Source organism: Xanthobacter aminoxidans, from assembly GCF_043193615.1.
Lineage (GTDB): Bacteria > Pseudomonadota > Alphaproteobacteria > Rhizobiales > Xanthobacteraceae > Xanthobacter > Xanthobacter aminoxidans.
Map to the genome: position 1 here is coordinate 495,412 of NZ_JBAFUS010000003.1, position 16,262 is coordinate 511,673.

Annotated in this window: 19 protein-coding genes; 3 read left to right on the forward strand and 16 right to left on the reverse strand. The window is 67.8% G+C overall.

The annotated features are described in order from the left end of the window. Window positions 1-36: 36 nt before the first annotated feature. The 6 genes from V5F74_RS17460 to argE form a co-directional block, all read right to left on the reverse strand. Window positions 37-888 carry an SDR family NAD(P)-dependent oxidoreductase gene (locus V5F74_RS17460; RefSeq protein WP_029556927.1) on the reverse strand — a complete coding sequence of 284 codons (852 nt, stop codon included), beginning with the start codon at window positions 886-888 and terminating at the stop codon, window positions 37-39. Window positions 889-915: 27 nt separating this feature from the next. Next, window positions 916-1,770, reverse strand: a complete 855-nt coding sequence (gene yddG / locus V5F74_RS17465) for an aromatic amino acid exporter YddG (protein ID WP_029556926.1) — start codon at window positions 1,768-1,770, stop codon at window positions 916-918. 37 nt (window positions 1,771-1,807) lie between these two features. Further along, complete coding sequence (locus V5F74_RS17470; protein WP_250165144.1) at window positions 1,808-2,212, reverse strand: (deoxy)nucleoside triphosphate pyrophosphohydrolase; 405 nt, start codon at window positions 2,210-2,212, stop codon at window positions 1,808-1,810. Further along, window positions 2,209-3,450 carry a bifunctional glutamate N-acetyltransferase/amino-acid acetyltransferase ArgJ gene (argJ, locus tag V5F74_RS17475; RefSeq protein ID WP_029556923.1) on the reverse strand — a complete coding sequence of 414 codons (1,242 nt, stop codon included), beginning with the start codon at window positions 3,448-3,450 and terminating at the stop codon, window positions 2,209-2,211. The genes V5F74_RS17470 and argJ overlap by 4 nt, the downstream gene beginning before the upstream one ends. Window positions 3,451-3,573: 123 nt before the next feature. Next, window positions 3,574-4,002, reverse strand: coding sequence for a GlcG/HbpS family heme-binding protein (locus V5F74_RS17480; protein ID WP_394009476.1), 429 nt, complete (start codon window positions 4,000-4,002; stop codon window positions 3,574-3,576). 11 nt (window positions 4,003-4,013) lie between these two features. Next, entirely contained in the window at window positions 4,014-5,186 is a 1,173-nt protein-coding gene (gene argE / locus V5F74_RS17485) for an acetylornithine deacetylase (protein ID WP_029556921.1), read from the reverse strand. A 44-nt stretch (window positions 5,187-5,230) separates the two neighbouring features. Between argE and V5F74_RS17490 the strand changes: the two genes are divergently transcribed. Beyond that, a complete protein-coding gene (locus V5F74_RS17490; RefSeq protein ID WP_029556920.1) occupies window positions 5,231-5,884 on the forward strand; it encodes a DUF1028 domain-containing protein in 654 nt (217 codons plus the stop codon). Between the two features lie 43 nt (window positions 5,885-5,927). On the opposite strand, the gene V5F74_RS17495 is transcribed toward V5F74_RS17490, so the two are convergent. The 7 genes from V5F74_RS17495 to V5F74_RS17525 form a co-directional block, all read right to left on the reverse strand. After that, window positions 5,928-7,085, reverse strand: coding sequence for an ABC transporter ATP-binding protein (locus V5F74_RS17495; protein ID WP_029556919.1), 1,158 nt, complete (start codon window positions 7,083-7,085; stop codon window positions 5,928-5,930). Further along, window positions 7,075-7,917 (reverse strand): ABC transporter permease, encoded by an 843-nt coding sequence (locus V5F74_RS17500; RefSeq protein WP_394009479.1) that lies wholly within the window; start codon window positions 7,915-7,917, stop codon window positions 7,075-7,077. Before V5F74_RS17500 ends, V5F74_RS17495 begins: the two co-directional genes overlap by 11 nt. Beyond that, window positions 7,917-8,768 (reverse strand): ABC transporter permease, encoded by an 852-nt coding sequence (locus V5F74_RS17505; protein ID WP_394009481.1) that lies wholly within the window; start codon window positions 8,766-8,768, stop codon window positions 7,917-7,919. The genes V5F74_RS17500 and V5F74_RS17505 overlap by 1 nt, the downstream gene beginning before the upstream one ends. 141 nt (window positions 8,769-8,909) lie before the next feature. Continuing rightward, window positions 8,910-9,941 (reverse strand): ABC transporter substrate-binding protein, encoded by a 1,032-nt coding sequence (locus V5F74_RS17510; RefSeq protein ID WP_250165137.1) that lies wholly within the window; start codon window positions 9,939-9,941, stop codon window positions 8,910-8,912. A gap of 231 nt (window positions 9,942-10,172) precedes the next feature. Then, on the reverse strand, window positions 10,173-10,607 hold the full coding sequence (locus V5F74_RS17515) for a RidA family protein (RefSeq protein WP_449361630.1): 435 nt from the start codon (window positions 10,605-10,607) through the stop codon (window positions 10,173-10,175). Further along, window positions 10,604-11,119 carry a flavin reductase family protein gene (locus V5F74_RS17520; RefSeq protein ID WP_394009486.1) on the reverse strand — a complete coding sequence of 172 codons (516 nt, stop codon included), beginning with the start codon at window positions 11,117-11,119 and terminating at the stop codon, window positions 10,604-10,606. Before V5F74_RS17520 ends, V5F74_RS17515 begins: the two co-directional genes overlap by 4 nt. Beyond that, entirely contained in the window at window positions 11,116-12,570 is a 1,455-nt protein-coding gene (locus tag V5F74_RS17525) for a 4-hydroxyphenylacetate 3-hydroxylase family protein (protein WP_029556913.1), read from the reverse strand. Before V5F74_RS17525 ends, V5F74_RS17520 begins: the two co-directional genes overlap by 4 nt. Before the next feature lie 226 nt (window positions 12,571-12,796). Here V5F74_RS17525 and V5F74_RS17530 point away from each other — a divergent pair, with 226 nt between their 5' ends. Next, window positions 12,797-13,735, forward strand: coding sequence for a LysR family transcriptional regulator (locus tag V5F74_RS17530; protein ID WP_029556912.1), 939 nt, complete (start codon window positions 12,797-12,799; stop codon window positions 13,733-13,735). A 6-nt stretch (window positions 13,736-13,741) separates the two neighbouring features. Here the strand turns inward: V5F74_RS17530 and V5F74_RS17535 are convergent, their stop codons facing one another. After that, window positions 13,742-14,230, reverse strand: coding sequence for a hypothetical protein (locus V5F74_RS17535; protein ID WP_024277308.1), 489 nt, complete (start codon window positions 14,228-14,230; stop codon window positions 13,742-13,744). Between the two features lie 165 nt (window positions 14,231-14,395). Here V5F74_RS17535 and V5F74_RS17540 point away from each other — a divergent pair, with 165 nt between their 5' ends. After that, window positions 14,396-14,830: a YciI family protein gene (locus V5F74_RS17540; RefSeq protein WP_029556911.1), complete on the forward strand. Its 435-nt coding sequence runs from the start codon at window positions 14,396-14,398 to the stop codon at window positions 14,828-14,830. Here the strand turns inward: V5F74_RS17540 and V5F74_RS17545 are convergent. Together V5F74_RS17545 and V5F74_RS17550 are read right to left on the reverse strand one after the other, a co-directional pair. Then, on the reverse strand, window positions 14,824-15,783 hold the full coding sequence (locus V5F74_RS17545) for a 2-hydroxyacid dehydrogenase (RefSeq protein WP_156026302.1): 960 nt from the start codon (window positions 15,781-15,783) through the stop codon (window positions 14,824-14,826). The genes V5F74_RS17540 and V5F74_RS17545 overlap by 7 nt on opposite strands. After that, a complete protein-coding gene (locus tag V5F74_RS17550; RefSeq protein ID WP_029556909.1) occupies window positions 15,780-16,238 on the reverse strand; it encodes a type II 3-dehydroquinate dehydratase in 459 nt (152 codons plus the stop codon). The genes V5F74_RS17545 and V5F74_RS17550 overlap by 4 nt, the downstream gene beginning before the upstream one ends. Between the last annotated feature and the right edge of the window lie 24 nt (window positions 16,239-16,262).

The window sequence follows — 16,262 nt, forward strand, 5'->3', positions numbered from 1 at the left end:
GCCGATGGCAAGGAGGAACACGCCGGCCTGCGGTATTCAGGCCCCTTTCACGAAGGCCGCGAAGGCCGCCGCATAATCCTTGTGCCAGCGCGACAGCGGCGGGCGGTTCTCGATGATGTCGCCGGCCGCCCAGGCGATGCGCTTCTCGTCGAGCGCGCGGGGTACGTCATTGTCCGGGCAGAGGATGTAGAAATCGCCGGCCTCCAGCTTCTCCAGCAGGAAGTCCACGGTCTGCTGAGCGGTCCAGGCGCCTGCCGGCTTCTCGGTCCGCCCGCCTGCCGCCAGCGGGGTGAAGACGAAGCCCGGAATGAACAGCCGCGCCGAGATCCGGCAGTCCGGCGTGTTGCGCAGTTCGTGCTCCAGCGCCTCGGTGAAGGCCTTCACGCCGGCCTTGGACACGTTGTAGGCGGGATCGCCCGGCGGGGTGGTGATGCCCTGCTTGGAGCCGGTGTTGACGATCAGCCCCGGCCGGCCCCGCGCGATCATCTTCGGCCCGAACGCGCGGCAGCCGTGGATGATGCCCATGAGGTTGACGCCCAGCACCTTTTCCCAATTGGCGAAGGGGCCGAAAATGGCGCCGCCCGGCTGCACGCCGGCATTGTTCATGAGGAGGTCCGTGCCGCCGAAGCGCCCGGCGACGATCTCCTCCAGCCGCTCCAGATCCTCGGGCCGACTCACGTCGGTAGCGACGGCGAGCACATCGGCGGCCCCACCCATCGCCACGGACGCCACCTGCGCGGCAGCCGCATCGAGCTTTTCGCCCGGCAGATCGGCGATGGCCACCTTCAGCCCGCGGGCGGCGAGCTTTTCCGCGGCGGCGAGGCCGATGCCGGACGCGCCGCCGGTGATGACGGCGACGGCGCCGGAGGACAGCGCGGGATGGGTCATGGCGGGTCTCCGTTCAGGTTCGCGCGGTCAACGCCGTGTGGCGACAAAGGCTCCGCCGACGATGAGCGCGCAGGCCACCGCCAGCGAGAGGGACGGCGCCGAGAAGCCGGTCGCAACCAGCAGCAGCGTAGAGAGCACCGGCGCCGCATAGGAAGCGACGCCCAGAAGGCGCACGTCGCCGCGCTTCATGCCGATGTCCCAGGTGTAGAAGGCGAGCCCCACCGGCCCGATGCCGAGCAGCACCACCGCCGTCCACTCCCCGGTCGAGGCGGGCCACACGGTCTCCTCCCACGCGAGGTGGCAGAGGCCGGCGAGCACCGCCGTGGCGAGGCAGAAGCCGGCCACCGCCTGCGTCGGCACATCGGCGAAATGGCGGGAGGCCACCGAATAGGACGACCAGATGAAGGCACAGGCGAACGCCGCGAGATAGCCGGGCAGAAAGCGCATCTCGATACCGGAGAAGCCGCCCTTGCCGGCGAGCAGCACCACGGTGCCGGCAAAGCCCATCAGCGCGCCGACCACATGCACCCGCCGCAGCCCGCCGCCGGGCAGGAAGGCGGAGAGCAGCACGATCAGCAGCGGCCAGAGATAGGCGATCAGCCCCGCCTCTGCCGCCGGGGCCAGCTTCAGGGCGGTGAAATAGAGGAAGTGGTAGCCGAACAGCCCGCCCACGCCATGCAGATAGGCGAGCGGCCGCTGCTTCAGCACACCGAGCCCCGGCCCGGCCAGCGCCGCCCCCAGCCCCACCGCACCGCCGATGCCGAAGGTGAGCGCTGTCAGCAGGAAGGGCGGCACCTTCCCCGTCGCCGCCGTGAAGAAGGCGAGCGTCGCCCACAGCAGGATGGCGAGGAAGCCGATGCGGGTCGCCGTAGCGGAAGACATCATGCCGGAAGACGTCACACCGGAGGACATGGGGCGCTCAGGGCCCGAGGAGGTCGATCAGCGCGGGAATGAGCGGCTCGTCGGCCGGCGGCATGGGAATGTCGCGCAGCCGACCGGGCCGGAGCCATTGCAGCGCCTGATGTTCCTTCTTCTGGATCACGCCCTCCCAGCGGCGGCAGATCCAGAGCGGCATCAGGAGGTGGAAGGTCTCGTAGGGATAGCTGGCGAAAGTGAGAGGCGCGAGGCACGCCTCCTTCACCGTGATGCCCAATTCCTCATCGAGCTCGCGGATGAGCGTCTGCTCCGGCCGCTCGCCGGGCTCGACCTTGCCGCCGGGAAACTCCCAGAGCCCCGCCAGCGCCTTGCCCTCCGGCCGCTGCGCCACCAGCACGCGGCCGTCGCCGTCAATGAGGGCGCAGGCGGCGACGAGGGTGATCTTCACGAGCGATAATCCCCGTTGATCGCCACGTATTCCTTGGTGAGGTCGCAGGTGAGCACCCGGTCTGTGCCGCGGCCGAGGCCGAGGTCGACGGTGAGGTCGATCACGTCGTTCTTCATGTAGGCCGAGACCTCGGCCTCGTCATAGTCGGGATCGCGGGCGCCCTCGTGGGCGACGCGGATGTCGCCGAAGGAGATGGAGAGGAGGTCGCGGTCGGCGGGCTCGCCGGCCTTGCCCACGGCCATCACCACACGGCCCCAGTTGGCGTCCTCGCCGGCCACCGCCGTCTTCACCAGCGGCGAATTGGCGATCGACATGGCGATGCGCCGGGCCGACTTGTTGGAGACCGCGCCCGTCACGGTGATGCGCACCAGCTTGCGGGCGCCCTCGCCGTCGCGGGCCACCTGTTCGGCGAGGTCGGCGAGCAGCTCGGTGAGCGCGCGCTTGAACGCCTTCAGCGCGGGATCGTCGATGTTCTTCACCGTCTTCGCGCCACGCTCCTTGGCGGCGCCGGTGGCGAACAGGAGGAGCGTGTCGGAGGTGGAGGTGTCGCCGTCGATGGTGACGGCGTTGAAGGTGGTCTTCACGCCCTTGGAGAGCAGCTTCTGCAGCACGTCGGAGGCGATCGGCGCATCGGTGAAGACGAAGGAGAGCATGGTCGCCATGTCGGGCGCGATCATGCCCGCGCCCTTGGCGATGCCGTTGATGGTCACCGGTACGTCGCCCAGCAGCACGGTGGCGGTGGCGAGCTTGGGGAAGGTGTCGGTGGTCATGATGGCGCGCGCGGCATCAAGCCACGGCCAATCCACCAATTGACCGGCGGCCTCGGTGAGCGCCGCTTCGAACTTGGTGGCGTCCAGCGGCTCGCCGATGACGCCGGTGGAGGCGAGGAACACTTCCGTGGGTTTGCAGTCGAACGCCTGGGCGGCGAGGTCGGCGGTCAGGCTGGTCGCCTCCCGGCCCTTCATGCCGGTGAAGGCGTTGGCGTTGCCGGAATTCACCACCAGCGCCCGCGCCTTGCCCTTCTTCAGCAGCTCGCGGCACCATTCCACCGGGGCGGAGGGGCAGAGCGAGCGTGTGGTGACGCCGGCCACCGTCGTGCCCGGCTCGAACGCCATGGCCAGAACGTCGGTACGGCCCTTGTATCGGATGCCCGCCGCCACCGTGGTGAAGGTGACGCCCGGCACAGGCTTGAGCTCGGGCACGGACTTCGGCGCGAGGGGAGACACGGTGGTCGACATGGGCAGTCCCCGTTGATGGCGCGCAACCTGTGCCGCAGCTTCAGCCGATAGGCAAGGGCGCTGGCGGCCGCATCCGCAACGGTGCCGGCAAACAAGCCGGCACCGGCCGAGACTTTCGCCGCCTCAGATCTGGGCGCCGAGGGCCGCAAGCGCCGCCTTGGCCACCTCCACGTCCTCGCTGCCCTTGCCGGACCCCACACCGATGCCGCCGACGCACACGCCGTCGATGATGATGGGGAAGCCGCCTTCCAGATTGGTGAGCCGGCCACCGGAGGCGATGGCGAGCTTCAGCTCCAGCGCCGGATCGAGCCGGCTCGTGGGCTGGCGGTGGGAGGCCGCGCTGATGGCCTTGGAGAGGGAGGTCTCGCGCGACAGCAGCTTCGCCCCGTCCATGCGCACGAAGGCGAGGAGGTTGCCCCCGTCATCCACGATGGTGATGTTCTGCGGCACGCCCATCTCCTCCGCCCGCGCCACGGCGGCGGCGAGCGCGACCAAAGCGCCCGCATGGGTGAGCTTCGCGGCGGGGCGGGTCAGCGGCTTCTGCTCGGTCATCATGGCTCCTTTCAGCGGGTGATCCAGTCGGCGGCGGGGCGGCGCAGCAGTTCGGCGAGGCGAGCCAGCATGGCGTCGCATTGGGCCAGCTCATCCCGCGCCACCCACTCGTCGGCCTTGTGGGCCCGGGCGATGTCGCCGGGGCCGCAGACGAGGGTGGGAATACCGGCTTCGGAATAGAGCCCCGCCTCGGTGCCGAAGGCGATGGTGCCGGGCGGACCATTGTCGCCGCACAGGCGCGCCACCGCGGCGGCCTCCGCACTGCCGGCCGCAGTGGCGAGGGCAGGATAGGAGGAGAGCTCCTCCACCGCCAGCTCCGCCTCCTCCGCCTCGGCCTTGAGGGCGGCGCGTGCCTCCGCCACCAGCGCCTCGATGCGGCGCAGGATGGCAGGGGTGTCGGCACCCGGGATGCCGCGCAGCTCGAATTCCATCACCGCCTTGTCCGGCACCACGTTCAGCGCCCCGCCGCCATGCAGCGAGCCGATGTGCAGCGTCGCATAGGGCGGATCGAAAGCCTGGTCCCGTGCGCCGTGGCGCAGCTCATCGGCAAGGTCGGCGAGGCGGGCGGCGAGACGGGCGAGTGCGGTCACCGCATTGGCCGCGCGGTGCGGCAGGGCGGAATGCCCCGTGCGGCCGGTGGCGGTGATACGCCAGCCCGTCTTGCCCTTGTGGGCACGCTTCACCTTCATGCCTGTCGGCTCGCCGACGATGCACAGGAGCGGCGGCGCCGGAAGGGCGGCCAGCAGCGCCACCAGATCGCCCGCGCCCTTGCAGCCGATCTCCTCGTCATAGGACAGCGCCACATGCACCGGCGTCTCCAGCGCAGCGGCGGCGAAGGCGGGCAGCGCGGCGAGCACGCAGGCGACGAAGCCCTTCATGTCCGAGGTGCCGCGCCCGTAGAGGCGATCTCCCCGTGCAGTCAAGGCGAAGGGATCGCTGGTCCAGGGCTGGCCCTCGACGGCCACCACGTCCGTATGGGCGGAGAGCACTACGCCCGGCCGCGCCTCGGGGCCGATGGAGAGGAGCAGCGCGGTGCGGTCCCCCGCCGCATTGGGCAGATGGCGCACGCGGGCGAACGGCGCGGCGACTTCGGCGATGCGCGCGACGACTTCGGAGTTTTCCGTATCCGTTACCGAAGGAACGGAAATGATTTTTTCAAGTATTTCTTCCGTCGATACTTGCATCTTCAGGCCATCATCTCTAGAAAACCACCGAAAAGGAGACGGGAATGACCTATTCCATCGCCGCCCGCTGCCCCGAGACGGGCGCCTTCGGCATCGCCATCACCTCGTCCAGCATCTGCGTCGCCAGCCGCTGCGCGTGGGTGAGCCCGCTTGGGCTCGTCACCACGCAGAACGTCACCGACCCCGCCCTCGGCCCGGCTGGGCTCGCCCTGCTGCGACAGGGGCTCGGCGCCGGGGGCGTGCTGTCCACGCTGCTCGCCGGCACGCCGGAGCCTGCCTTCCGGCAGGCCAGTGTCATCGACCGCTACGGGCAGGTCGCGTGGCACTCGGGGGCCGAGGCCCTGCCCATCGCCGCGGCGGCGCAAGGCCCCGGCTGCATCGCGCTCGGAAATCTCTTGGTGAACGACGGCGTCCCCGCCGCCATGCGCGATGCCTTCCTCGCGGCCGAGGGGTTGCCGCTGGCCGAGCGCCTCGTGCGCGGGCTGGAGGCCGGATTGGCCGCCGGTGGCGAGACGGGGGACGAGCACGCGGCGGGCCTCCATGTGGCACGCACCTATGACTGGCCCGTGGTGGACCTGCGCGTGGACTGGCAGGAGGACCCCATCGGCGCGCTGCGCAGCCTGTGGGATCGCTATGCGCTGGAGCAGCCGGCCTTCGAAAGCCGCGCGCGCAACCCCTCCTCCGCCCCGGCCTTCTGACGGCGAACCCGGCGCGCCGGACCAGAACCAGCGCGCCGCAGCGTCAGGCGACATCGGACGCGAACGCCACCGCATCGGCGGGCGAAAAATCGAGCGAGACGCGGGTGCCCGCCGGCCAGCGCGTGGAGGCGTCATGCCCCGGCACGCGCACCGTGACGCGGCCACCGCGCGCGGCAGCGACATCCACCAGCACGTCCACGTGCGAGCCTTGATAGACGTGGGTCGCCACCGTGCCGGAAACCAGCCCCTCCCCTTCCGCGATGCGCACCGCATCGGGCCGCACGTAGAGGTCCGCGGCCGCACCGGGGGCAATCCCTTCCAGCGTATCCGCACTGACGCTGAGCCGCCCTTCGGCGATCAGCACGGTCGCGGTCTCGCCGATGCGCCGCTCCAGCCGGCCCGGCAGCACGTTCACATCGCCGACGAAGGACGCGACGAACGGGTCCAGCGGCCGGCGATAGATCTCGTCCGGCGTGCCCACCTGGCGGATGCGCCCCTGCGACATGACCGCGATGCGGTCCGACATGGACAGCGCCTCGCTCTGGTCGTGGGTGACGAAGATGGTGGTGACGCCGAGCCGGCGCTGGATCTCCTTCAGCTCCACCTGCATGGCGCCACGCAAGTTCTTGTCGAGGGCGGAGAACGGCTCGTCCAGCAGCAGCACCTTGGGCCGGATCACCAGCGCGCGGGCCAGCGCCACGCGCTGCTGCTGTCCGCCGGAGAGCTGGCGCGGCTTGCGCTCGCCGAAGCCGTCGAGCTTGACGAGCGCCAGCGCCTCCGCGACGCGCGTCTCGATCTCGCGCTTCGCCACGCCGCGCATCCGGAGGCCATAGCCCACGTTCTTCGCGACATTCATGTGCGGGAACAAAGCGTAGTTCTGGAAGACGACGCCGATCTCGCGATCATAAGGTGCGGTCTCGGTCATCAGCCGTCCGCCGACGAAGATCTCGCCGCCGTCCGCCTCGAGAAACCCGGCAATCAGGTTGAGGAGCGTGGTCTTGCCGCAGCCGGACGGTCCGAGCAGCGTCATGAACTCGCCATCGGCGATCTTCAGCCATGCCTCGTGCAGAGCGGTGGCATCGCCGAAGCGCTTGGTGACGCCGTCGATCTGGACGCCGGCGACGCGCGCGGCAGCGTCCGCGACAGGCGCGGAGACGGCGGGGGAGACAGGCTCCCGGGGATCGATGCGTTCAGCGGACATGCTCAACGTTCAGAACCTTTCCGAGGCCAAGGAAGGCGTTGGCGATGGTGAGAAGCAGCGCCGTGACCACGATGTAGATGACGGACAGCGCCGCGAGCGTCGGATCGGCATACTCGCGGACGTAATTGTACATGGCGACCGGCAGCGTCTGCGTCGCCTGGGCGGTGACGAACAGCGAGGCGGTGAACTCGTTGAAGGAGAGGATGGCCGCGAACAGCCAGCCCGAGAACAGGCCGGGGATCAGCAAAGGCAGCGTCACGGTGAACAGTGCCCGTCCAGGCCGCGCCCCGAGGCTCGCGGCGGCCAGTTCCAGCCGGCTGTCGAGATTGCGCAGCGATACATAGACCGAGCGCATCACGAAGGGCAGCACCAGCACCACGTGGCAGACGATGACGAGGGCGAAGGTGCGCGTGGCGTGAATCTGCGCCGCGAGGATGAGGAAGCCGAGGCCGATGGTGAAATGCGGGATCACCAGCGGCGAGGTCAGCACCGCCTCCAGCGCCATCTTGCCCCGGAAGCTGTAGCGATCGAGGGCGAAGGCGAAACCGGCGCCCACCACCAGAGCGATGGACGATGCGAAGGCGGTGATGATGAGGCCGTTGCGAAAGCCCTCGGAGAAGTCGCGGTAGGAGAAGGCCCGCGCGAACCAGCGCGTGGACCAGGCCTGCGGCGGGAAGGAGAGGATGGCGCGGTCGTTGAAGGCCGAGATTCCCACCACCACCGCCGGCAGGATGATGAAGGCCACCACCAGCCACACCACGGTCCAGCCGGCGATGGCGAGAAGCCGCTCGCCGGTCTTGGCGGAGATGAGACGCTTGCGCGGAGCGGACATCAGTGGGCTCCGATCTTTTCCAGCGGCTTGATGGCCTGCTTCGCCATGGCGAGCACCGCGAAGGTGAGTGCGAGGCCAGTGACGGAGAGAGCCGCCGCGAAGGGAAAGTTGAAGGAGGCGAAGCCGAGCTGGTAGACCAGCGTCGAGATCATGCTCACCTTGCCGCCGCCGATCATCTGCGGCGTGGCGAAGGCGGAAAACGTCCAGGCGAAGGCGGTGGAAACGCCGGCCACCACGCCGGGCATGGAAAGCGGCAGCGTCACGGTGAGAAAGGCCTTCACCGGCCCCGCGCCGAGGGAGGTGGCGGCCTTCTCGTAATCGCGATCGATGTGCGAGAGCGCGGCCGACAGCATGATGACCATCACCGGCAGCGTCACATGAACGAGGGCGGTGACGACGCCGAAGGTGGTGAACATCATCTGTATCGGCCGGTCGATGATCCCGAGACCCTTCAGCACCGAATTGATAAAGCCGCTATTTCCCAGCACGATGATCCAGGAATAGGTGCGCACCACCTCGCCGAGGAAGAGCGGCGTGACTGCGGTAATCAGCAGGAAGGATTTCAGCGCCACATTCCGCGTCCGCACCAGCGCGAAGGCCATCGGATACGCCACCACCAAAGTAATGAGCGCGGTGAGGAGGCAGATCCACACGGTCTGGATGAACACCTGCGCATAGAGCGGGCGCAGCAGCGCGAAGAAATTGTCCAGCGTGAGCCCGCCCGGATTGAGCGAGCCCGGCACATAGGCACGGAAGGCATATTGCAGGATCGCCGCCAGCGCCGCCGCGGAGGCGATGGCCGCCAGCGTCGCGGGGGCGACGAACAGGGCGAGGAAGGGGCGCTTGTTCACGGCTCTCGCTCTTGGTTCTGTGGGAAGCCCCGGCGGAGGCAGGGAAGATGACAGGGGACCCATCTTCCCTGCCCGCCGCGCTACGGAGCCGCTTCCGGGTCAGGGCAGTCTAACGGAAGCGGTTGTCCGCCTCACCCGCGATCATTTGGCGATCATGTTTTCCGAGAACCACTTGCGCCACTCGGCGGTCTTCTCCGCGCGGAGCTTGTGGTCGATGATGATGGTCTCCTTGTCCCACTGCTCAGCGGTGGTGAAGACGCCGGGAAGCTTCGCGGTCTCGGGGCTCACCTTGGCGCCGAGCACGGTGGGCGAGCCCTTCTTCAGCTCGGCGATCTTGCCCTGCACCTCGGGATCGAGCGCCGTGTTGATGAACTTCTCCGCCAGCTCGCGGTTCTTGGAGCCCTTCATGATGGCCATGGTGTCGATGCCCAGCACGCCGCCCTCCTTCGGGATGACGAGCTTGATCGGGACGCCCTGCGCGATCATGTAATAGGCGTTCATGGACAGCATGATCTGCACCGGCGTCTCGCCGGTGGCGATGAGCTGCTGGGAGTTCGCGTCGTTGGTGTAGAAGGCCTTGAAATTGGGCTTCAGCGCCAGGAGCTTCTGCTCACCCTTCTGCCAGTCCGCCGGCGAGCCGCCCGCCAGCAGGGCCGAAACGGCGATGATGTGGCTCGGGTCGAAATCAGGCGCCGCCAGCATCCCCTTCAGCTCGGGATTCCAGAGGTCTCCCCAGGAGGAAAAGGTGATGTTCTTCGGTGTCAGGTCCGGCCGGTAGCCGATGGTGTAGACATAAGCCCAGGCGCCGATGTGATAGGGGCTCACCTTCGCCTGCGGCACCAGCTTCGACGCGTTCGGGATCTTCGAGAGGTCGAGGGTCTCGAACAGATCATCATTGGCGTAGAGCCAGCCCACATGGGCGGTGGTGAAGGTGATGTCACTCTCCGGCGAGCCCTTGGCGAGCTTCGCCTTGTTCAGCCGGTCGATGGTGCCGCCGGTGATGTATTCTACCTCGACGCCGGTATCTTTCGTGAATTTCGAGGCGATGGCCTCGGCGATGAGGTCGCGGAAGCTGCCGCCCCACGTGCTCACCACCAGTTTTTCCGCCGCGCTCGCCGGGCCCGCCACGAAGGCGGCCAGCGCGAGCCCGAGGGCAACGATCTTGCCGTTCATCCGTCTCTCCTCTGGATCCGCCTTCTGGCGGTTTCTTTTCGTGTGACCGCGAAGGTCGCCGATACGTAAATCTACGTAATTCGGATGACGATGGAAGCAAAAAATGCCTGTGCGCGGCGATTTTTATTTTGAAAATCAATATTTTATCAAAAACAACACAAATATTCCCCGCGCCATTTGCGGCGCGAGGAAAACGGGACGCGGCGTGCCGCTGCAACGCGTGGCGACGCCTCAGGCGCGCTCGGACGGGATCTCGGCGATGATGTCGATTTCCATCAGATATTCGGGCTTGGCGAGCCCCTGCACGATGATGCCGGTGGAGACCGGGAAGACGCCCTTCAGCCACTGGCCCACCACGCAATAGACCGGCTCGCGATAGGCCCGGTCCGTGATGTAGATGACGATCTTCACCACGTCCTCGAGCTTGGCGCCGGCCTCTTCCAGCAGCACCTTGGCGCAGGCCATGGCGTTCTCGGTCTGCGCCGCGGCATCGCCCACGCCGACGATGTTGCCGTCGAGGTCCATGGCCGTCTGGCCGCGGAGATAGACGGTGTTGCCGGCGCGGACCGCCATGCACACGTCGTTGTCGAGCTTCTGCTCGGGATAGGCTTCCTTCGTGTTGAAGGGGCGGATGCGGGTATGGGTCGGCACGGTTCTTTGCCTCATGCAGCGGTCAGGCGCCGGTAGGCGCGGTTGGCGTAAAGCAGCGGCTCGGCCTCGTCCTCGAGACCATGGACGGCGGTCACGGCACCGACGACGATGCGGTGGGTGCCGTAGGCGTGATGGGTGGCAAGGCGGCAGTCGAAGCTCATGAGCGCGCCATCGAGCACCGGTGCGCCGCTCGCCGCCGCCCGCCAGTCCGCGCAGGCGAACTTGTCGTCCCGGAACTGCGGCACCTGCCCGGCGAAGGTGTCGGAGACGTGCGACTGATGGTGCGCCAGCACGTTGGCGACGAACACGCCGTTGGCCTCGATCACCTTCAGTGCGTTGCTCTGCTCGTGGATGCAGAGGATGACCGAAGGCGGCTCCATGCAGAGCGAGGCCAGCGAGGAAACGGTGAGTCCCGCCCGCCCGGCCGGGCCGTCGGTGGCGATCACCGCGACACCCGACGCCATGCGCCGCATGGCGTCACGGAACAGGCCCGCATCCACGGGGGAGATGTCGCCGGCCGCGCTCATTTCAGCGAGCCTTTGACATTGTCTGAAAGGCCCGCGGTCTTGCGCACGAAGTCGAGGGGTCCGGAGAAATCGAAGCTCTTGTAGACCGCCGCGAGGTGGTTGAAGTGCGGCGCCTGCGCGAACTGCACGAAGGCGAGGCGGTGGCCGGCATAGTCGGAGGAGACGAGATCGCGGGCGAAGGCGAGCAGCTTGCGCCGGTCCTCGGACTCCCAATTGTCGTTGAGCGTATAGAACTTCTTCAGCCACTCGGCGGTGCCCTCGGCCTCGAAGGCGGCAACGTTGGGCGTGACGCAGATCTGGCCGCCGATCAGCTCGCGGGTGGCGTGCATCATGGTCGGCAGCTGCGAGCAGGCGAGCACGCGGCCGGCATAGAGGATGGACTGGTTGGGCATCAGCAGGCCCGCCGGGCTCTTCTCGGCGAGGGCGATGGAAGCGGTGAGGTGAGCGTTGATGCCCTCGCGATAGACCGCGAGATCCGCCAGCTTCTCCTGCACCGACTGAAGCTTGTCGAGGCCGGTCTGCTTGGCGTTCCACAGCGCCGCGCCGATCATCATGTCGGCGACGTAGAGCAGGCGCAGGACATAGGGATAGGCGGAGTAGCGGTGCAGCGTGCCGCGCACGAACTGGGCCGCCTTGGTGTAGCGATAGAAGAAGACGTCTTCCCAGGGGATCAGCACGTCATCGAACACCACCAGCGTATCCACCTCGTCATAGCGGTTGGCGAGGGGATAATCCTTCGGGTTGGAGCGGCCGGCGAAGGAGGAGCGGCAGATGTGCTTCACGCCCGGCGCGCCCATCTTCACGATGCAGCCCAGCGCGTAGTCGCTTTCCTTCTCGTCCGTCCAGGCGCCCACGGTGGGCTTGAGATAGGCCTGGTCGGCATAGGCGGCGGCGGTCTCGTATTTGGCGCCGCGGATGATGATGCCCGCGTCCGTCTCCTTGGTGACATGCACCATCATGTCCGGATCGCGCTCGGAGATGTGGCGGGAGCGGTCGCCCTTGGGGTCGGTGTTGGCGGAGACGTGGAAGGGGTCTTCCTCCACGACGCGCTTGATGTGGTTGTCGATGTTGGCGGCGAAGCGGGGATCGATCTCCGCCAGCATGTCGCGCCCGTCCTGCAGCGACCACATCTCGCCGATGGTCTCGTCGCCGACGCGGGTGACAACACCACCCACGTCCTTCAGCAGGATGTCGACGCCCTTGCGCTTGGCGTCCCAGTGCGCGGTCTCCGTCGGAGGCTGGTGGAAGACGGAATGCACCGCATTCTCCTCCACATAGGTCAGCGCCGGGGCGGTCGCCTCCTCGTGGTGGAGGTCGTACATGCGCGCCTTGATGTCGACGATGGGCTTGAATGCGGGATGGGTGGTGACGTCGGCCACGCGCTCGCCGTCGATCCAGATCTCGCGGCCGTCGCGCAGGCCTTCCTTGTACGCGGCACCGGTCCTGATCATCACGCCTGCTCCCGAATTGGTCATGCCCACGATTGGAGCAAGAGTGGGCGAGGCCGCGGGATCGATAAAATATTTTATCTTTGGCGAAAAGATTGGCTTTTCTGATCCAGATCAATGCGCGACACTGACGGCTCACTGGAGCCCCGCCCGTGACCAAGCCGAACCCTGCCGGCGCGCCCCCGCGCCCGTGCCATTGCCACGCCCTCGCCTACGGGGAACGGGCGAAATGAACGTGTCGCTCAGGGCGCTCAAATATGTCGTGGCCGCCGCGGATCTCGGCAACGTCACGGAAGCCGCGCGCCAGCTCAACGTCTCCCAGCCGTCGATTTCCGCCGCCATCGCCCAGACCGAGGCGGAGCTGCGCATCCCGCTTTTCATCCGCCATCATGCGCGCGGCATCTCGCTGACACCCGCCGGCCAGCGTTATGTGAACGAGGCCCGGCATCTCCTTGCCCACGCGCGTGATTTTGCCCAGAGCGCGCAGGCGCTGGGCGATACGCTGCGGGGCGAGATTTCGCTGGGCTGCTTCCTCACGATCGCGCCGCGGTTCATGCCAGCCCTGCTGGCCCGTTTCGCGGAGGTGCAGCCGGGCATCACGGTGAAGCTGGAGGAAGGCGACCAGAAGGAGATCTTCGACGGCATCCTCTCCGGCCGGCTGGAGATCGCCGTGTCCTATGGCTATGCGGTGCCGGAGGATTTTTCCGGCGAACTCCTCATCGACCTGCCGCCGCTGCTCGTGCTCGCCGCCGACCATCCCTTGGCGCGCAAGCCCGTGGTTTCGCTGAAGGACGTGGCCGACGAGCCCTTCCTGCTCTACGACCTGCCCCACACGCGCGACTATTTCTTCTCGCTGTTCGATTCCTGCGGCATCACCCCGCGCATCGCCTACCGCTCACGCTCCTACGAGCTGATCCGCGGCCTCGTCGGCCAGAAGCGCGGGTACACGCTGCACAATGCCTCGCCGCGCACGACCATGGCCTATGACGGCAGCCGGGTTGCCGTGCGGCCGCTGAAGGAGCAGCTGGCGCCGGTGCGCGTCATGCGGCTGTCGCTCCGCCGCCAGCCCATGCGGCCGGCGGTGGAGGTGTTCGCCCGCTTCCTCGCCGACGCCTTCTCGCCCGGCGGCATGTTCGCGCCGGGCTCGATCGCGCCAGATATGGACTAGAGGCCGTCAGCCGCCGATCTTCTTGCCGGCGGTCCAGCAATCCTGCACCGCGCCGATGGCCTGGCCGGCATCGGTCATGTCCCAGTCGAAGGACTTGCCGGCGATCTTGAGCGAGACACGGCCCCCCTGCCGCAGGGCATTGAGCACGTCGTCCGTGATGAACACCCGCTCGCGCACGCCCGCCTGGCTGGCCACCAGTTCCACCGGCTGCGACGCCTTGCCGATCTCCAGCGATCCCGAGACCTTGCTGCCCGGCTTCAGGCTGAGGTCCGGGAAGGCGATGGCCCACTTGCCGTTGGGATAATAGAGCAGACCGACGATGCCGCCGTTGGTCTTGGTGACGCCCCGGCACAGGAAGAACTTGCCGTCGTCCAGCACGGTCTCGACCTTCCACTGGCCGAACGCGCGGAACTGGGTGTTGGTCTGCTTGCCCGCCTCGGCTGCCCCTGCGGCCATGACCGCCGCCGCCACGATCGCGATTCCCCAGAAACGCATGTCATTCCCCTGAGCATCTGCCCGCCACGCCAAACCGGCACGCCGGAGCCTGGCCGCAGCCAGACCCGGTGCAATTCACCCGCTAAATTTGCCCGCATCGTGTCGGGGGCGGCGTTCGTCCGACGTCCTTACAGCATCGAGCCGATCCGCCCCAGGGAGAGTGACATGCGTGTGATGGTGATCGTGAAGGCGACCGCGGACAGTGAAGCCGGGCTGATGCCCTCCCCGGACCTGCTGGAGGCCATGGGCCGGTTCAACGAGGAACTGGCCAAGGCCAGCATCATGCGCGACGGCGCCGGGCTCAAGCCCTCCAAGCTCGGCAAGCGCATCGGCTTCGACGGGGCCTCCCGCATCGTCATGGACGGGCCGTTCGCCGAGACCAAGGAGCTGATCGCCGGCTACTGGCTGTGGGAGGTCAAGGACATGGAGGAGGCCGTCGCCTGGGTGAAGCGCTGCCCCAACCCCATGCCCGGCCCAAGCGAGATCGAGATCCGCCCGCTCTACGAAATGGAGGATTTCGGTGACGCCGCGACCGAGCAGTCACTGGCGCCGCACGAGCGGGCGCGGGAGATTCTCGCGGGACGGGACGGGGCTCAGTAGCCCCGCGCCGGGTCCACCCGGTTCTGCACCTCTTCGCCCGCCTCCACCCGCCGGATGTTCTCCGCGATCTGGGCGGAAGCGCTGGCGGGGATGGCGATGGAGGCGAGGTGCGGCGTCACCAGCACATTCTCCATGCCCCAGAGCGGGCTTTCGGCCGGCAGCGGCTCCACCTCGAACACGTCGAGCGTGGCCTCGGAAATGGCGCCGGAGCGCAGCGCCGCGATCAACGCCGCCTCATCCACCACCGGCCCGCGGGCGACGTTGATGAACTTCGCCCCCTTCGGCAGCAGAGCGAGGCGCCCGGCGTCGAGGAGATGGCGCGTCTCGCCGGTGAGCGGCAGCATGACCACGAGGATGTCGGCCTCGGCGAGGAAACCCGGCAGTGCGCCGGCCCCATGGCAGGTCTTCACGCCTTCGAGCTGCTTCGGCGAGCGGGACCAGCCGCGCACGTCGAAGCCGTGCCGCACCAGCTCCAGCGCGGCCGTGGACCCGAGTTCGCCGAGCCCGAGCACGCCGACGCGGATCTCCCCCGCCGTGCGCGGATGCACATAATGCCAGCGCCCCTCCCGCTGCGCCCGCTCGAAGGTCGGGATCTCGCGGGCATGGCGCAGCACGCAGAACAGCACGAAGGACGCCATCATCTGCGACATGTTCGGGTCGGAGAGGCGGGTGATGGGCACGTCGGGAAGATCATCCCGGGCGACCAGCGCATCCACGCCCGCGCCGAGATTGATGACCAGCCCGAGGTTGGGAAAGCGCGCGAAGAACCCCTGCGGCGGCTTCCAGACGAGGGCGTAGCGCACATCCGCGGAATCGCCGTCCACGGCACCGGTCGCCACATCTGCGATCCGCACATCGAGGCCCGGCACCGCCGCCTGAAGCGCGGCCTTCCATTCCACGGGATCATCGAAGGCGCTGTAGAACACCAACGCCCCGCGCGAAGTCGCTGTCACTTGCCACCCTCCTTGCGCTCGCCGGCGAGCTTCGCCGCGGCGCCGATGGCAAGCTCGTAGCCCAGCGCGCCGAGCCCTGCCACCACGCCGGTGGCGGCCTTCGACACGAAGGAGTGGTGCCGGAAGGGTTCGCGCTTCCAGATGTTGCTCATGTGGGTCTCGATGATCGGCCCGTCGAAGGCGAGCAAAGCATCGAGGATGGCGATGGACGTGTAGGTGAGGCCGGCCGCGTTGATGACGATGGCATCCGCCTTCAGCCGGGCCTCCTGGATCCAGTCCACGATCTCGCCCTCGTGGTTCGACTGCCGGAAGTCCAGCGCCACGCCAAGCCCGGCGGCATGGGCGAGGCAGCGCTCGCGGATGGCCGGGAAGCTCTCGCGCCCGTACGTGCCGGAGGGATCGAGGCCGTAGAGGTTGGCGTTGGGTCCGTTGAGAAAGAAGATCGTCAGGGCCAAGGGGGTCGTCCTGCTGCGAGAAGG

Excerpts from the sequence above, each read along its gene's own strand:
- V5F74_RS17460 (WP_029556927.1), bottom strand. The coding sequence starts at position 888 with ATGACCCATCCCGCGCTGTCCTCCGGCGCCGTCGCCGTCATCACCGGC.
- yddG (WP_029556926.1), bottom strand. The coding sequence starts at position 1,770 with ATGTCTTCCGCTACGGCGACCCGCATCGGCTTCCTCGCCATCCTGCTG.
- argJ (WP_029556923.1), bottom strand. The coding sequence starts at position 3,450 with ATGTCGACCACCGTGTCTCCCCTCGCGCCGAAGTCCGTGCCCGAGCTC.
- V5F74_RS17480 (WP_394009476.1), bottom strand. The coding sequence starts at position 4,002 with ATGACCGAGCAGAAGCCGCTGACCCGCCCCGCCGCGAAGCTCACCCAT.
- argE (WP_029556921.1), bottom strand. The coding sequence starts at position 5,186 with ATGCAAGTATCGACGGAAGAAATACTTGAAAAAATCATTTCCGTTCCT.
- V5F74_RS17490 (WP_029556920.1), top strand. The coding sequence starts at position 5,231 with ATGACCTATTCCATCGCCGCCCGCTGCCCCGAGACGGGCGCCTTCGGC.
- V5F74_RS17495 (WP_029556919.1), bottom strand. The coding sequence starts at position 7,085 with ATGTCCGCTGAACGCATCGATCCCCGGGAGCCTGTCTCCCCCGCCGTC.
- V5F74_RS17500 (WP_394009479.1), bottom strand. The coding sequence starts at position 7,917 with ATGTCCGCTCCGCGCAAGCGTCTCATCTCCGCCAAGACCGGCGAGCGG.
- V5F74_RS17510 (WP_250165137.1), bottom strand. The coding sequence starts at position 9,941 with ATGAACGGCAAGATCGTTGCCCTCGGGCTCGCGCTGGCCGCCTTCGTG.
- V5F74_RS17515 (WP_449361630.1), bottom strand. The coding sequence starts at position 10,607 with ATGAGGCAAAGAACCGTGCCGACCCATACCCGCATCCGCCCCTTCAAC.
- V5F74_RS17520 (WP_394009486.1), bottom strand. The coding sequence starts at position 11,119 with ATGAGCGCGGCCGGCGACATCTCCCCCGTGGATGCGGGCCTGTTCCGT.
- V5F74_RS17525 (WP_029556913.1), bottom strand. The coding sequence starts at position 12,570 with ATGATCAGGACCGGTGCCGCGTACAAGGAAGGCCTGCGCGACGGCCGC.
- V5F74_RS17530 (WP_029556912.1), top strand. The coding sequence starts at position 12,797 with ATGAACGTGTCGCTCAGGGCGCTCAAATATGTCGTGGCCGCCGCGGAT.
- V5F74_RS17535 (WP_024277308.1), bottom strand. The coding sequence starts at position 14,230 with ATGCGTTTCTGGGGAATCGCGATCGTGGCGGCGGCGGTCATGGCCGCA.
- V5F74_RS17540 (WP_029556911.1), top strand. The coding sequence starts at position 14,396 with ATGCGTGTGATGGTGATCGTGAAGGCGACCGCGGACAGTGAAGCCGGG.